Raw genomic sequence first — 17,102 nt, forward strand, 5'->3', positions numbered from 1 at the left:
GCTTTCTTGTTGGAACTTGCCACTTGATGGTTCGTTTTTTGCCCATTTCTAGTCCTACGTTCTAGCTTGCCTGCCTGTACAAGAAATAAACAACAAAAAACATCCCTCCATTACCGAAAGGATGCCTTAAGGATACTTTTTTTAATATTGTCTATTTAAAATGAGGAGCATCACGCCATGTGGGGGGAGCAAAATCTCTTTGCGCCAACACTCATCCCTAATTATCTCTGTCCTCATGAAGGGTCCGCTCCTGCCATCTAGATAAGAGATTTCTTCTTCCGTTAACGAATATGGCGATCCCATGCGTGTCCACTCATCAAATACGGAGCCATGATCCCGATCGAGTTGATAACTGGTGCATTTATATGGCCCTGGGAGCTTGTTAAGCATGAGTTCAAAAGCCTTGCTGCCCTTCTCCTCAAATACGTCATAACGGGTTGAACAGGATAATTCAGACCAATCTCCACTCGCAAACAGCTGATCTACATGCACATAATGATAGAACAGAAATTGCATGCTTCCGTCACTTTTTCGGGTTCCGACATAACCGTCTCCCTTGATTAGCAGCTCATCACCCAGCTTCTGCATAAGCTCAAATGCATAATAGCTAGGTTTCTTCAGACCATCGCGATTGATCAGACCAAAGCCCCCATAGAAAGGAGAAGTTGGAACGATACTTTCTTCGAATACATCGGTAAAAGACCAAAAAGCCATGGCTTTCACATCACCGAGTGTATTCATAGTGTGATAAATGACGAACGGAGCCATGAACATGGTATCGTGCAGCAAGTTACGGTCATACAGCGAAAAGTTCCACTCGGTGACATGGAGTTCAACATGGCCGTACGAAGACACCTTCATTTTCTGCCGAAGAAGATCAATACTTTCCTTATAGAAGGATGGCGGCATGATTTGAGTTAAACGATCCTCTTCCACTTTTAGCTTCGGATACTCCGAATAGATATGGAACGAGAAAAAGTCGAGAGCAACTTCATGCTTCCCGCAGTATGACAGAAACTCCTCAGCCCAGGTGTCGTTCCAAAGAGATCCATACCCCATCGCAGGGCCTCCCACTCTCAGATCGGGCAGTACAGTTTTGATGGCATGGGCAGTCAATTCGTAAAAAGCGAAATATTCTTCCTTGCTTCCTGCCCAACAAACACCAGCCAAGTCAGGCTCGTTCCATACTTCGAAGTACCACTTCTTCACTTCATCCGCCCCATAACGATTCAAACAGTGCCTGATGAATTCGCGAACAAGGGCCTGCCACTTGGCAGGGTCGGATGGCGGACTAATATTCCCCCTCCACCAAAACAACGTTTCCTTGGATCTCGCCAGCTGGCTCGGCATAAAGCTTAATTCCACGAATGGCCGAACTCCCTGATCCAGCAGGAAATCATACAACTTGTCCACATAAGACCAGTTATAGACAGGAGTACCTTGCTCTGTTTCGCTGTACACCATCATCTCATCATTAAATATGCCGTGAAATCGAATGTACTGAAAAGGTACTCTGCCTTTCAGAGCAGACAGCTGCTTCCGCCAATCTTCACGCAAACCTTCGATGGCTCTCCCCGCCGTCATGGTAATATTCCAGTGCTTTTCATAGACGAACGACGTCTGATCCGTATGAACCTCTATGCGGGTTTGGTCTGACAGATGTGCAGACGATACAGGGAGCATCTCGTGTTCCGCGTCGCCCCTGGGATCCAGATATCGATACAGCGAGGCAATTGCGTTCATCGTTTCCATCTCGTAATAATCTCCGCTAGAAGATTCCTCATACGTTTTGGGCTTGCGGTTCACATTCAACTCATGGGGCTCCGGTGTACGCGAAGCTTCACGGTAGGAACCTGGCGTACAGCCGTACTTTTCCTTGAAGTATTTGTTAAACAGCTTGATGTTGGCGAATCCGCAATCCAGTGCGATTTCGGATATTTTTTTATCATTTGCTGCCAGCTGGGCCTGAGCTTTCTCCAGGCGAATAAGGGTCAGATACTTTTGGAAAGGTATCCCGATCTTGTCCGTAAAGAAGTGGGAAAAATAATGCAAGCTTAAATGCTCGGAATGTGCCATATCCTGCAGCGTAATCTTCTCATTATAGTGAATATCAATATATGTGAGGACCCTGTTCAGCCTTTTATAGTCATAATCCTTACTTCCTTCTTCCAACGTTGGATTCGTTCCATTTGAAAAATGCCTCTGAAGGAAGCCGCATAACATTTGTAATCTGCCCATGGTGAAATTTTGATATCCCGGCGTTTTTTTGTTGATCTCCCACACCATCTGCGCAAGATGTTGTTTGATGCTAAGCAGCCGGGGAACGTCCTGCTCCACGTTCAAGGCAGAGTTACAGGAGATAAACGCATTATTGTTCATCAACTCCGGACCAAACTGCAATGTTAATAACACGTTATCCTGATTGGTTCGTTCCATCTTGTGCACGGACATGCTGTTTACCACAATCAAATCATCTGCATGCAATGTATACTGCTGCTGGTCCAAATACATGTTGATTGAACCATGGAGAACATAGACAACCTCCACTTCCTTATGCCAATGGAAATCGATATGTTTCACTGAGTTCACGAAGAGTTTCATCGGCAGATCGTCGTGATGTTGAATAAACTCATATAGATAGCGAATGGTCTGCACCTTCCTTCATACCGCTTATTATAGACACAGCGTTTTGAAGATATCAATGTGCAGTCCATTTCACATCCGTTACTTTCATTGTCTTCCTTTTGGAACCTCCCTACATTGTTCCAAAAGAATAACAAAAAAGCCGATCAATTATACTCAACTGATCGGCTTTCTTTTCTATCTATTGAGACTACCTACTTCATATCGAAATCCCTTATTTCTTACCAACCGCGATCGGACATACGCTCATCCGCAGACAGTTTGGAAATCTCGATCCCTTTCATCGGGGCACCCAGGTTTTTGGACACTTCGGCAATCAGTTTGTAATCCGTGTAATGTGTTGTCGCTTCAACAATGGCACGAGCGAACTTCTCAGGGCTGTCCGATTTGAAAATGCCGGATCCAACGAATACGCCGTCTGCGCCCAAATGCATCATAAGTGCAGCATCTGCCGGAGTGGCTACCCCACCTGCAGCAAAGTTAACAACTGGAAGCTTGCCGTTCTCATGTACTTCGAGCAGAAGCTCATAAGACACACCCAGGTTTTTCGCTTCAGCATACAACTCGTCCTTGGACATGCTTTGGGCTTTGCGGATTTGGCTGTTAATCAGACGCATATGACGAACCGCTTCAACAATATTGCCTGTTCCCGGCTCACCTTTGGTACGAATCATCGATGCGCCTTCACCAATGCGGCGAAGAGCCTCTCCGAGATCTTTGGCTCCACATACAAATGGTACAGTGAACTCATGTTTATCAATATGGAATACTTCGTCTGCAGGTGTCAGTACTTCACTCTCATCGAGATAGTCCACGCCCAGGGACTCAAGCACTTTGGCTTCAATGTAATGACCGATACGCGCTTTGGCCATCACCGGAATGGATACCACTTTCATAACCTCTTCAACGATCGTTGGATCTGCCATGCGAGCTACACCGCCAGCTGCGCGAATATCAGAAGGTACCCGCTCAAGAGCCATAACAGCTGTTGCCCCAGCTGCTTCCGCAATTTTAGCCTGTTCCGCATTCATGACGTCCATGATGACGCCACCTTTTTGCATTTCAGCCATTCCTCTTTTAACACGATCTGTACCTGTTTGCATGATTGTAATCCTCCCAGTTTAACTTTTGATTGATTTCAAAAAGGACATCTTATTACAACAAAGTAAATGATCTATTTTTCGATGCCACTATTGTTTCCCCTTAAACTATGAATTAGTATAAAATGAGAATGGATACATAAAAAGATCCAATATCACCGGATTTTATTGTACCACTTTGAATGTGTTGAACCACTTTATACAATCATTGGAGGATCTATGCAATTTCATCTAGCGTACAGTTCATATTTGAACCGACAATATACCAAAATGAAGGCTCTCTATCATGCGGTTCGTGACGCTATTCATGATGGTAACCTCGTATACGGCGAAAAGTTACCTTCCACAAGGGAGTTAGCAGCGTCATATCACATATCCCGGGGAACCGTGAACCAAGTCTATGATACGTTAACTGCCCAAGGTTACCTTCAGTCAGAGCACGGCAGAGGTACCTTTGTTGCTTATCAAGCAGATTTTAGCAATGAGGATTACCCGGTAAAATCCTGTACTCATCATTTATCTGCTTGGGGAAATCGTATCCAGCAGCTTGAGCAGCAGACCGTCCAACAATCGGCACAAGCTCGTGATCACAGCAAAGAGAACAGCGAAGTGATCGACTTCAGCAAATATCAGCCCGATCTTTCCAAGTTCCCTTACGATGAATGGAATAATCGATTGTATGCAGAGATACGCCATCGTGAGGAGAACGTTATCCATGCTTCTGCCTCTGTTAGCTCAACAGGAGACCCGAAATTAAGAGAAGCCATTGCTGCCTACCTGCGGAGAATGCGGGGGATTCATGTTGATGCGGATCATATCGCCGTTACTGCAGGTTCCATGCAGGCTATAGCGCTGCTCACTCAATTGCTCGCAGACCCGGGCGACCATGTTGTGACAGAAAGCCCTTGTTATGTCGGGATTTCTCAAGCCATTATGGCTTCAGGCGCCAAGTTGATTGAAGCGAGTCTCGATGGTCAGGGACTGGTTCCTCAAAACTGGGATGCACGTATGCTGTTTGTCACGCCGTCAAGGCAATTTCCAACAGGCGAAATGCTTAGTCTTGAACGCAGACAAACCCTGCTGGACTGGGCACATCGCCGGGATGCCATGATTGTCGAGGATGATTACGACAGTGAGTTCCGATACCGCGGAATGCATGTTGAACCTCTGAAGACACTCGATAAAGAAGGACGCGTCATTTACCTTGGAAGCTTCACCAAAACATTGCCTTTTGAAGTCCGTCTGGGTTATGTAGTCCTTCCTCCCACCCTGGCAGACACGTTTAGAAAGGCCCAGGCTTTATATGAGCCAAGACCTGTCAATCTAATTGAACAGCGGGCGCTCGCCGCATTTATGACAAGTGGTCAGTATGAGCGCCATCTGCGCAGAATGAATCGTCTGTACAGCCGCAAGTTCCATATGTTACTTAAACTGTTGAATCAGCAGCTCTCTACATGGTTTGATTGGGTGGAAAATGAAGCGGGTCTGCACGTATTCGGCTGGTGGCGAGGTACAGCCTCAGCTTATGAAGCCTTTCGTTCATCTGCAAGATCAGAAGGGGTGCGCTACTCAGAAGTCAGCAGCTCAACATCGGATGGCATAAAGGTGGGTATTTATTTATCCTTTGCCCATTTGTCGGATGCACAGATCCAGGAAGGCGTAGCGAGATTACAAAAAGCTGTATTGGTCTAGTCTAATCATGAGATACTTTATCTCTTTAATAACAGTAAAAAATCCCCTCATGTGTGGCAGGAAGAATTCACGATTAGATGTGATTTCTGATTGATCCTGCCACCCCGAGGGGATTTTTATAATTAATGCCTGGAGAATGCTTCATGTATAATGGGCCTAATTCATTTCAATCTCATTGCTTATTTATTAAATGTTACCTTCTCCAAACCGCCTTCAAGAATGATCGATGTATCCCGTGGTTTCGTTTCCGCGATTTTGCGGCCGCCTCTGAACGAGTAGAGCACACCGGCTTGTTTACGGATGGCTTCATATTCATTCTCTGCTTCCAGAACGATGAAGTTGGCAGGCTTGCCTTCTTCAATGCCGTACACATCCTCGATATGGAGCGTTCTTGCGCTGTTTTTGGTAATCAGGTCAATGGAATTGACGATCTGATCGTAACCAAGCAGCTGCGAAGCATGGATCCCCATATGCAGCACCTGAAGCATGTTACCTGTTCCGAGTGGATACCATGGATCGAAGATGTCATCGTGACCAAAGCACACGTTCAGACCTGCTTCCTGCAGCTCTTTGACACGTGTCAGTCCTCTTCTTTTCGGATACGTATCGAAGCGACCCTGCAGGTGGATGTTAACCAGTGGGTTGGATACGAAGTTCAGGTCAGCCATTTTCAGCAATCTGAACAGCTTGTACGTATATGCATCATTGTATGACCCCATGGCCGTTGTATGACTCGCTGTCGTGCGGGAACCCAGTCCACGTTCATAGGCTTCCTTGGCCACGACTTCGACAAAACGGGATTGCTCATCATCGATTTCATCACAGTGAATGTCGATTAGACGGTCATATTTCTCAGCCAGGTCAAATGCAATCTTCATTGAATCGACGCCGTATTCTCGCGTGAATTCGAAGTGCGGAATGCCTCCCACAACGTCAACGCCCATTTTCAGCGATTCTTCAAGCAGCTCCGCACCGTTGGGATAGGAATGAATACCTTCCTGCGGGAAAGCGACCAGCTGGATGTCAATGTAAGGCGACATCTCTTCTTTCACTTCAAGCATCGCTTTAACTGCCGTCAAGCTTGGATCTGTTACGTCCACATGTGTCCGCACATGCTGGATGCCCTGCGCCATTTGCCATTTCAGCGCCGTTTTGGAACGTGTCTTCACGTCTTCATGTGTCAAAAATGCTTTGCGTTCGGACCACCGCTGAATGCCTTCGAACAGCGTACCGCTCAAATTCCATTCCGGCTCACCTGCCGTTAACGTTGTATCCAGATGAATATGAGGCTCAATGAACGGTGGCAGTACAAGCGAACCGCCCACGTCGACGACTTCCTCATTCGCAGCAGCCGCTGGCTCCTGCGTGATTTGTTCGAACTTCCCGTCTTTTACGACGATATTCCATAGACCTTCTTTACCCCGCAATTTCGCGTTCTGTATAATCATTCATTTTCCCCTTTTCTTTGGATTCTTTCGCAGAAACGATCAGCATAAGTACAATATAGGCTACCGCTGTACCAAGAAGTGCATTCAACGGCGTTACTCCTGGTGCAAGCTGAGCGAATGCCACACCGATCGCCCAAGCCGCCATCGCTATCCAGTTTACCGTTTTGAAAGTCATCTCGGCAAACGGTTTATAATTTCTGCGCTTCACGAAGAAGTAATCTGCAATGATGATGGCCCCGATGGACGGTACGGCTGCGCCGAGTACATTCAGGAAGCCAACGAAGTTGTTATACATCCACATCGCAAAGATGGTACCCACGATGCCGTTAACGATAACGAAGAATTTCTTCGAAATTTTAGTGATGTTGGCAAAACCAAGTCCCGAAGCATATAGAGCATTGTCGTTCGTTGTCCAGATATTCAATCCCAGAACGATGATCGCCGGAATGATCAAACCTTGCAGGAACATGACTTCCGAAATATCTGCCAGGTTATAGGCCATGGCGCCGACTGCACCGAACAGGAACATGAGTGAATTACCCAAGAAGAATGCAATGACAGTTGCGATGACTGCCTGGCGTGACGTACGGGCAAAACGGGCAAAGTCTGGCGTTAACGTTCCCCCGCTGATAAATGATCCGATACAAATGGTTAGTGCGGCTGCTGCAGTGAGCGACTGTGCTGGCGTGTAATCAAATAATCCTTGCAGACCGCCCAGTGTGTCTGTTCCTTGCAACATGGAGTAACTCCCGAGAATGGCAATAGCCGGAACTGCAATATAACCCAAAATGACAAGTGACTTCATCCCGAAGATTGCAGATGCCGTCATGGCGAGACCAAACACAAAGATTAACAGGTACACATTCCAATCCATCGCTTTGGCAACAGGAATCGCGAACATCGCTACGCCGACACCGAACCATCCAACCTGCGTAAATCCGAGCAGGAACGAAGGCAGATACGACCCTTTCTCACCGAATGCATATTTGGCCAGCAAATGTGTGGACAAGCCTGTCTTCGACGCGATATGTGCCAGTGCTCCCGTATAGATCCCGAGCACCAAATTACCCGCAAGCACGATACCAATGAACTCCATAAACGTTAAGCTGACACCAAGTGTTCCTCCTGCCAGCATGCTTGCTGAGAAGAACGTGAACCCCAGCATAACGGACAATGTCTTCCAAAAATGGTTTCTCTGCGTTTTTGGCACTGCCTGCCATGAAAATTCTTGATCTTGTTTGCTCATCAGAATACCCCCAACTTAAAGTGTCCTGATACCAAAAAGCAGAAAAAAGAGGCAACTCGTCAGGTCTTAACTGACAAGTAGCCTCTTTTTTGCATCATAATCCGCGCGAAGACGCAGAGCATCCCTGAACGGAATATGCCCTGTTTCATGCGTGATTATAAAAATCCGCTGCCCTTGCCAGCCTCTCTGGACTGAATTAAAGGTACCAGTATTCAATTACGTTCTATTATTTTGAAAAACGCCACAGATGTCAATGTCATTATTATCCAAACACGATAAAACAGTTATGGAATCAAGCTTTTCTTCTTAGACCTTTTTTATGTTTTAAGTATGAATAGCCCTTCATATCTTCGTTAACGATTATCCTTGCATCCTTGTTCTCAACAGATCCATCCTGTGATAAACTGGCCTTGCTTGATCTGGTTAAGTCTGAAAGGTGTGATGACCATGGCATATAAGCTTGATTCTCGAAACAAAAACGTACGTTCATGGAAGCAGCAATCCAATCTAAAGGAGATGTCACGTTAAAATTGACTATGGTGAAATTTGATTATAGGTCAGAGACAGAGCGATTAATCATCAGACCTTTACAAAAAGACGATTATATCAATTGGTTGTATGCATTCGAAAACCGCTTCCCCTCCCAACATCGTCATGATCAAGGGAAAGTGGACATGACGGAATGCACACGAGATTGGTTCCATCATTTGGTAGATCGACATCAAGAGCTAGCATGCACAGATGCGGTTTATGTATTTGGGGTATTTAGAAAGGAAGATGGTACCCATCTGGGTACCATTGATATTGCAACCTTAGCCAGAGCTAATTTTCAATGGGCCAGCTTCGGCTATACGATCCATAATCAATATTGGAGGCAAGGATACGGCAAAGAAGCAGTAAAAGAAGCTCTTAATATAGCATTTGAACATTTGAAATTTCACCGTATAGAAGCCCATATTAATTTGGATAATACCCCTTCAATAAAACTTGCTGAACACGTAGGTATGGAATTTGAATGTATACGCAAAGGCTTCATACGCGAATATGATGAATGGACGGACCATTTGGTTTATTACAAAAATATCAATTAATTTATTTTTTATACTGGTGAATCCAAAAGATCAAAATTAAAAGACGGACTCCGTAAGCTGCAGTCCGTCTTTTAACTATTTTTTGATTATCTTTTTGATTAATTTTTTTGATTATTATCAATAGGTTTTAATTCGTTTTCACTGGCAACTTGCCGGTAGCTTCTTGATGACCAAGCAGCACGTTGATTCCGGCTTCCGTATTGGGCTCCTGTTTGCCATAAACAGCAAGTCCTGAGCGAATGTTCTTCAGATATATTGTTTCATAAGGGTTGCCGAGTGACAACAGCGTGTAGCGTTGATTTCGAGTGTTCATCTCATTGATTAAGGCTTGATAAGCGCTCCATCCAAACTGGCTGGCTACGTTACGGAACTGGTAGGAAGCCAGGATGACATAATCGGCTTTGGCAACCGTCTCTTTCGTTTGTGCTTGTCCAATTAGGGCAATGTCCGTCTTTAACGACAGGGTATTGGATGCCTGCTTCAACTGTCTCTCAAGCTGCTTGGCTTGCTCTTCTTCCGCTGCAACAATAACGACCCGATCTCCTTGTTGCAATGAATCCGAGCGTTTACCGTCACGGCTGGCCAACAGGGTCACTGCTCGCTCTGCAATTTCCCGCTCCACCTCGCGATGTGCCTGTGAACCGATAACTTGGTTAAGCTTGGCTAGCTTAGACGTAAGGCTCTCACTACGTTCAAACAAGCCATACTTCGCTTTCAGCTCCAAAATGCGCTCAACGGATGCATGAATGGTATCGATCGGAATCGTTCCGTTCTTCACCGCATTCACGAGTGTTTGGTGAGCAGCGGCAGAATTCTGCGGCATTAGGATGATATCCACACCGGCGTTGACTGCCCGTTCTACCGCTTGGTCTTCACCAAAATGCTCCGCTATTCCATCCATGGTGAATGCATCTGAAATAATAATCCCCTCATATCCCAGCTCTTCCCGAAGCAGACCATTCAATACCTTTTTGGATAACGTAGCAGGAACAGGCACGCGTTGTCCGTCTTTAAGCGAAGTGACCTGTTCGTTGTCTATGGCAGGAAAAGCAATGTGAGCAGTCATGATCATCTCTACCCCGTTCTCGATTGCTGCCTGAAAAGGTTTCAGTTCCACCGAATCGAGCCGCTCGCGATTATGCGTCAGGACCGGCAATCCGAGATGGGAGTCAACCATCGTGTCCCCGTGTCCTGGAAAATGCTTAACTGCCGCAATAACGCCCGATTGCCGCAGCCCTGTTATCGTTGCGAGACCAAGTCTGGTGACCAGATCTGCATCTGAACTGAATGATCGCATACCGATGATCGGGTTGTCCGGATTGCTGTTAATATCCAGCACTGGCGCAAAGTTGATGTTCAGTCCCAGTGCTTTCAGCTCTTCTCCCGTCAGCTGTCCAGCCGCTTCGGCCAGGCCTGAATCTCCGGTTGCGCCTAGAGCCATTTGACCCGGCAAATTGGTGCCTCCAGGGATTCGCTTAATAACGCCTCCCTCCTGGTCAATGCCAAGAAACATCGGAATGTCCCCTGCTTCCATTTGCAGATTGTGCGTAAACGTTGTGACCTGCCGAGTGTCTACAATATTTTTATCGAACAGGATTAAGCCGCCCAGATCCTGATTATGGATGCTGCTTTTCAACCCTTCATTAACGGTCGTGGTCACTTTACCATTCCACTGCCGAATGTCAGGCATAAGCATCTGACCGACCTGCTCACTCACGGTCATATAAGAAATTAGCTTGTCCCAATCCTGTGCCTGAATGGCTGCTTGGCGTTCGAACTGAATCAATCGTGACATAAATACGGCATATTCTGCTCGCGTGACCGTTTGATTCGGACGGTAGGTGCCATCTGAATATCCGCCGACCAAACTATTGGAGCTCATGACGAGAATGGGCGCTGCTGCCCAATGGCTTTCCGTATCGGACCAATTGGCGGTTTGCTTGCCTTCCGATAGAGAATATGCGCGCGTTAAGAAAGCTGCAGTTTCAGCGCGGCTTAGCGGTGCATCCGGACGAAAGGAACCATCCGGGAATCCGCTGGCAAGTCCATTTTTAGAAGCTATCGCAATTTCTTTAGTAAAGGCGTGTGTCTTGGGAACATCCGAGTAAGTCGTACCTTCAGCAGGCTTCTCAAGCTGTTCAGGATATAGCTCCCGCACCAGAAAGGTGACCGCCTGTGCTCTTGTGACAAGCCCTGCGGGTTTAAATTTCCCATCTCCATACCCTGCGACAGTTCCCCGCTTCGCCATGTACTCAATACCGTCTTCTGCCCACTTGGAATACTGTAGATCATTAAAACGTTCTTCGGCTGCTGCATTTCCCGCCCATATGAGCATGGAGCCGAGAACGGCGCCGAATATGCCTAGCATTTTTCGCTGCATTTGTATCACTCCTGTTGCGGTTCTATGTAAGATAAATAGACGCTTAGATATCCGTTTTGTTGCGTTTAATAGTCGTGGACGTGATCATCCATGCTGTCCACTTGACTGTGAATGACGCATCTAAGATAATTATGGTTTCACTAAAAATAGCCGAAGAGGAAGATTTTACATTGGGAAGTGAGGTGATTGTCTTGAATTGGCTAAATGAACTCTTCAAATCACAGAAACGCCAACCGAAAAAGGAGCTCGAACGCTCACTTGTGGAAGGCATCTTTCGGGTGTATGACCGTTTTCCCCGAATGGGTCTTCGCGAGCGGATTGGGCAGCAGGATATGTCTCTCGATATAACGGATGCCTATATTAACGGGCGTAATGCCATGATTGAAGCTGGCGTGGGTATCGGCAAGTCCTTTGGATATCTCATCCCCAGTCTGCTCATTAATCAGGTGTCACAAGAGCCCATTATTATCGCCACATCCTCCATTCAGCTTTCGGAACAGATACATAAGGATCTTCGCGTCATCGGCAGCCGGCTCGGCTTCACTACAGTTCGTTCCGTCGTGGGGAAAGGCATGGGACAGTATGCTTGCCGAAACAGGGCTGCAGAGTTGTTCAAGCCAGATGATCCAAATTCCCCAATATCCACCCTTGCCCAGCGAGTAATCAATTATGAAATTGATGAAAGAGCGGATATCCAAGGCGGAATTAGTGATACTGAATGGTCTAATGTGTCCGTAAATGATTGCCAATTCGAACGTTGTCATCATAAAAATGGATGCATGTTTTACGAAATGCGAGCCAAAATTAATGCAAGGCCAAGCGAGATTGATTTTATTATTGTGAATCAGGATCTGCTCATCCGGGATCTGATGAAGAAAAAAGAAGGAACACGGGGCATTATTACCGAAAGACCAGCTCTAATCATTATTGATGAAGCCCATAATCTGGAGGCCAAAGTTAGAGACGCAAGGACGCTGGAGTTCACATTAAGAGGCATCTGCCGTACGCTGGATGACACGGTGCAATTGCTCATGAAGCAGTCTATGGACAAGACGCTCCTTTCCCAATCCAAATTCATCAAAAGATGTGCTCAGCATATTTTCAAACAAATCGAGGCTGACCTGCTCCGAGAGGCCATACAGGATAGTGACCGTATCAAGATTTCTGAGATACAAGGCATACCATTTCGCCAAGTCTCCCAACATTTGAAGGACCTTAGTCTTCGCTTATCGGTTCTGACCTCACGCAACGAGCGCGAGATTGACGAAGTTTACGAAGCTATGAACGGGCTTATATCTCTCATGGATGTTTTGGCTAACACAGATGATAATCATCTTAGTTGGGCAAACAGGACACTTCGTGCAATCACAATCAGCATCTGTCCCAAAGATATAAGCCAGTTTCTGAAACATACGTTATTTAACGGCAAGACGTCTGTGATTCTCACGTCGGCCACGATGTGTCAAGGCGGAGAAACGCTGGAGGAACAATATTCTTATTTAACACAATCGCTTGGTTACAGGGGCGATTATATGGACCGCAAACCCTCTCCATTTGATTACACCAACCATGCCATGATGTACATCTCAAACAAGGTTCCAACCTATCATTACGATCAGCGCGAATTGTATCTTGAAGCAGCCTACCACGAAATGATTCAGCTCTGTAATCTAACCCAAGGTAGAACACTGGTCCTATTTTCTGCCAAGGAAGACATGAAGTATATTCATCAGAAGTTGATCTCACATCAGAGTCAATATCCTTGGGCGGTACATGTTCAGAAGGAGGGATCCTCCCAAGATGGGGTAATCGCTGAATTCCGACGAAGTAAAGGTGTGCTGCTTAGTACAGGCGTTTTCTGGGAAGGTGTAAATATCGAGGGCCCTGACCTGTCGCAAGTCATTGTTTTCCGTCTGCCCTTCCCTGTTCCGTCTGATCCCATCTATGAGTATAAAGCATCTGTATCGGATAATTCGTTCATGGACGTGTTTGTACCGGACATGCTTCTTCGGTTACGGCAAGGAACAGGACGATTGATTCGCAGCGAAACGGACCTTGGCGTGCTCAGTATCCTTGATTCTCGTCTTAGCGCAGCAGCAGGGAAGAATTACCGGGGACAGGTGCTGGAAACATTGCCTTTTAAAAAGGTGACAGAGGATTTTTCGGTTCTGAAAAATTTTGTACACGAAAAGGGCATTAAACGGTAAGTTGAAATGGGATACGACTGTTAACGATTGGTTGCGGACACTCATTAAAGAGTCGCATTATGGGCGTTCAACATAAAAAAAGCTGATACGGTCTTGTCACCCGCATCAGCTTTTTCAGTTTACAATCCAACAAGGGAATGCACCTGGGCAATTACTTCCCTATATACACTATCTCTATTTCGTTGCACGTTATGTCCAGCGCATCGTAAGGTCTGCCGGTGCAACTTCATCCCCAGATGAGCAGTGAATATTGATTTACTTCTCATGCTCCTTGATTACCTGCTCAATCCCCATCAAAATCAGCTTCAAACCAAATTCAAAAGCCTGATCGGTCCACATGACCTCAAAAAGTCCGCTTTTGTACATTCCTCGGAAAAGTCCCGCTTGTGCCTCTGTCATAGAGTCCAGAAGTTCGTTCATTTGCCCGCCTGGAAATTCTACCTCGTCCTCCTGCATCACGGCAATATTGCGCTGATGTTGATAATCATCCAGAACGAAATAGAACACATAGTTTGTAAGCGTTATAACGGCTTGCAATTTCTGCTCTTGCTCAAGTGGGGTCGATTCCACGCAAAGCAACATACGGTTGGTGAATTGAATCATGTCAGGTTCATGGGGCAGCGTCATCATCATGAGCTGCGTTGAGCAGGGATAACGACTCAACACTCTTCGCATGGTTATGGCTAATTCCTCCATCTGCACTTTCCAATTCCCCTCCGAACTGAACTCGTCCAGAATGATTTTCGATATCTGGTTAGCCAGTCGTTGATAGAGATTCTGTTTGCTCTTGAAATACCAGTATATAGAAGGCGCTTGAATCCCCAGACGATCGGCTAGTCGTCTCATGCTGAATTTCTCAATGCCCTCTTCTCCCAAAAGTCCCCACGATGCTTCCAATATTTTATCTTCCGTGATTTGTGGCTGTTGCTTTTTCATTTATATCCGCCCTTTATCTAACAGTGTAAGTTTTACTTTACAGGTTCATACGCTCATGATATCATCTTACACTGTAAGGCACAAACTAACACTGTTAGATTGTGAACAATACTAAATTACATGAAGAAGGTAGTGACCCACATGGATGCAGAAAACCTCCATTATTTTGAAAAGGCTCCAATCACCAAAGCCGTAGCTCACTTTGCCATCCCTATGATGCTTGGCACGTCAATGAATGTCGTATATTCCATCCTGAACGCCTATTTTCTCGGTACGCTGGGCAACACAGCGATGTTAACCGCCCTAGCGCTAACCTTGCCTTTGTTTGCCGCCATCATGGCGTTAGGTAACTTGATTGGCATAGGCAGTGGTACCTTTATTTCCCGTTTGCTGGGCGAGCAGAAATATGATGACGTAAAACATGTGTCTTCCTTTGCGTTCTACAGCAGTTTAGTTCTTGGTATACTCGTAATGGCCGTCGGTCTTCCATTGATCGATCCCATCGTTCATGGCTTGGGCGCCACAACAGAATCATTTGGATTCACTAAAGAGTATGTCACCGTTATGCTGATTGGCTCGCCATTTGTAATCCTGTTTTTCACACTGGAAAATATCGTACGTTCCGAAGGAGCGGCCATCACGTCAATGGTCGGCATGATCCTCAGTGTGGTCGTAAACATCATACTTGATGCGGTAGTCATCTACGTCTTTCACTGGGGCGTTATTGGTGTAGCCTCTGCTACCGTGATCTCCAACCTGGTTGCGAGTGCATTCTACGCCTTTCATATGGGGAATAAAAGCCGTTTACTCACCATATCTGCCAAATGGTTTAAGGCAAGCAAAGACATCCTGAGCAATGTATTCAAAATTGGTGTTCCTGTCTTTATCATGAGTATCTTCCTGGGGGCCATGTCACTTTTTTTGAACCATTTTCTTGCCGACTATGGGGATCAGGCTGTAGCGGGTTACGGGATAGCATCACGTTTGCTGCAGTTTCCTGAATTCATTCTGATGGGGTTATGTGAAGGAGTTGTGCCACTGATTGCTTTCACGTTTACGGCGAACAGGCTGCGTATGAAACAAACCATTGGATTTACGATTAAAACCATTCTTGTTCTAGCCGCCGGGTTCGGCATCATCGTTTATCTGATCTCGGATCATTTAATCGGACTATTCACGAATGATCCGCAGCTCATTGAAATGGGAAGTTATATTCTGCATGTAACATTTCTGTCCCTGTTCATCTCAGGAATTACGACGCTGTTCACAGGCATTTTCCAGGCAACTGCCCAAGGAACCGCCGCATTTGTCATGTCCATTATTCAAGGAGTTACATTGATTCCTGTGCTTTTCATCGCGAATCATATGAGCGGCTTCCATGGTGTGGTCTGGTCACTTGTTATTGCGGATGCTGTTGCTTTCCTTGTTGGTGCGGGCATGATGTTTATGCTGCGGAATAAACTGCAGCCTGAACTGGAACACCTTGTGCAGTAGAGAATATTATCGAGGATTTGTGTGACTAGGACAGAACGTTGCAAAACAAAAATAAGCCGCTTAAGCAGCGACTTATTTTTGTGTATTCTAAGGTGCATTTTTAATTTTTACGATTCACTATTATTTCTATCCAATTTATGGATTCGTTGACCATAGACCCGCATGCTTCAGCAATACGCGTGGGTGCAGCTTCAGTTGTGCCACGATCAGGTCTGCCAGATCTTCAGGCTGCATCACCTTGTCCGGATTGCCGTCCGTCAACTTGAGCTCGACCGCCATATCCGTCGCAACGGTGCTAGGAGTCAGAGCCGTAACACGAATGTTTTTCTTACGTACTTCGAGCATCAAGGACTCGGTGAGTCCATTCACAGCTGCCTTGGATGCAGTATACGCGCTCGTAAGCGGCGCACCTTTTTGTCCAGCCGTAGATGAAATGTTAATGATATCACCTGTGTTGCGCTCCATCATTTCTGGCAATACCGCACGCGTCGTGTAGTATACACCTTTCACATTGACATCAATGATATTGGTCCATTCTTCCGGTGTTAACTCCATGAATCCGCCGAATTTGCCAATACCCGCATTGTTGATCAGAATATCGATCGCTCCGAGCTCTCCCCGCACAGACTCTACTGCTGCTGTAATGGAATCCAGATCGGCCACATCAGCTGCAGCTATCGCTACGTTCACATTGTACGATTTAAGTTCTTCCTTGACCTTTTGCAAATTCTCAAGCGTACGGCCTACAAGACCTACGTGAATGCCCTCTTGTGCAAATGCAATGGCAATCGCGCGGCCAATCCCGCGACCTGCTCCTGTAATTAATGCTACTTTTCCTGCTATGGACTGCATATTATTGTTCGCT

General features: G+C 46.1%; 11 protein-coding genes. 4 read left to right on the forward strand and 7 right to left on the reverse strand.

Translation table 11 applies throughout. The features are described 5' to 3' along the window. Positions 1–141 precede the first annotated feature (141 nt). Both F4V51_RS17030 and pdxS read right to left on the reverse strand, forming a co-directional pair. Complete coding sequence (locus tag F4V51_RS17030; RefSeq protein WP_236146579.1) at positions 142–2,655, reverse strand: GH39 family glycosyl hydrolase; 2,514 nt, start codon at positions 2,653–2,655, stop codon at positions 142–144. 209 nt (positions 2,656–2,864) lie between these two features. After that, a complete protein-coding gene (gene pdxS / locus F4V51_RS17035) occupies positions 2,865–3,749 on the reverse strand; it encodes a pyridoxal 5'-phosphate synthase lyase subunit PdxS (RefSeq protein WP_201281223.1) in 885 nt (294 codons plus the stop codon). A 213-nt stretch (positions 3,750–3,962) separates the two neighbouring features. Between pdxS and F4V51_RS17040 the strand changes: the two genes are divergently transcribed. After that, positions 3,963–5,435 carry a MocR-like pyridoxine biosynthesis transcription factor PdxR gene (locus F4V51_RS17040; RefSeq protein ID WP_153978958.1) on the forward strand — a complete coding sequence of 491 codons (1,473 nt, stop codon included), beginning with the start codon at positions 3,963–3,965 and terminating at the stop codon, positions 5,433–5,435. 179 nt (positions 5,436–5,614) lie between these two features. On the opposite strand, the gene F4V51_RS17045 is transcribed toward F4V51_RS17040, so the two are convergent. Next, positions 5,615–6,883 carry a cytosine deaminase gene (locus F4V51_RS17045; protein WP_153978959.1) on the reverse strand — a complete coding sequence of 423 codons (1,269 nt, stop codon included), beginning with the start codon at positions 6,881–6,883 and terminating at the stop codon, positions 5,615–5,617. Continuing rightward, positions 6,852–8,129 carry a cytosine permease gene (codB, locus tag F4V51_RS17050; RefSeq protein ID WP_153978960.1) on the reverse strand — a complete coding sequence of 426 codons (1,278 nt, stop codon included), beginning with the start codon at positions 8,127–8,129 and terminating at the stop codon, positions 6,852–6,854. The genes F4V51_RS17045 and codB overlap by 32 nt, the downstream gene beginning before the upstream one ends. A gap of 536 nt (positions 8,130–8,665) precedes the next feature. On the opposite strand from codB, the gene F4V51_RS17055 reads away from it, so the two are divergent. Then, a complete protein-coding gene (locus F4V51_RS17055) occupies positions 8,666–9,220 on the forward strand; it encodes a GNAT family N-acetyltransferase (protein WP_153980743.1) in 555 nt (184 codons plus the stop codon). A 127-nt stretch (positions 9,221–9,347) separates the two neighbouring features. Here the strand turns inward: F4V51_RS17055 and F4V51_RS17060 are convergent, their stop codons facing one another. After that, positions 9,348–11,600, reverse strand: coding sequence for a glycoside hydrolase family 3 N-terminal domain-containing protein (locus tag F4V51_RS17060; protein WP_153978961.1), 2,253 nt, complete (start codon positions 11,598–11,600; stop codon positions 9,348–9,350). 191 nt (positions 11,601–11,791) lie between these two features. Between F4V51_RS17060 and F4V51_RS17065 the strand changes: the two genes are divergently transcribed. Continuing rightward, the gene (locus tag F4V51_RS17065) at positions 11,792–13,807 is read left to right on the forward strand and encodes an ATP-dependent DNA helicase (RefSeq protein WP_167301701.1); all 2,016 of its coding nucleotides are present in this window, start codon (positions 11,792–11,794) and stop codon (positions 13,805–13,807) included. Positions 13,808–14,062: 255 nt separating this feature from the next. Here the strand turns inward: F4V51_RS17065 and F4V51_RS17070 are convergent, their stop codons facing one another. Then, a complete protein-coding gene (locus tag F4V51_RS17070; protein WP_153978963.1) occupies positions 14,063–14,743 on the reverse strand; it encodes a TetR/AcrR family transcriptional regulator in 681 nt (226 codons plus the stop codon). 141 nt (positions 14,744–14,884) lie between these two features. Between F4V51_RS17070 and F4V51_RS17075 the strand changes: the two genes are divergently transcribed. Then, positions 14,885–16,237: an MATE family efflux transporter gene (locus tag F4V51_RS17075; protein ID WP_153978964.1), complete on the forward strand. Its 1,353-nt coding sequence runs from the start codon at positions 14,885–14,887 to the stop codon at positions 16,235–16,237. 135 nt (positions 16,238–16,372) lie between these two features. Here F4V51_RS17075 and F4V51_RS17080 read toward each other — a convergent pair whose 3' ends face one another. After that, positions 16,373–17,089 (reverse strand): 3-ketoacyl-ACP reductase, encoded by a 717-nt coding sequence (locus F4V51_RS17080; RefSeq protein WP_153978965.1) that lies wholly within the window; start codon positions 17,087–17,089, stop codon positions 16,373–16,375. Positions 17,090–17,102: the final 13 nt, after the last annotated feature.

The organism is Paenibacillus xylanilyticus (assembly GCF_009664365.1).
In the GTDB taxonomy this organism is placed as follows: Bacteria; Bacillota; Bacilli; order Paenibacillales; family Paenibacillaceae; genus Paenibacillus; species Paenibacillus xylanilyticus_A.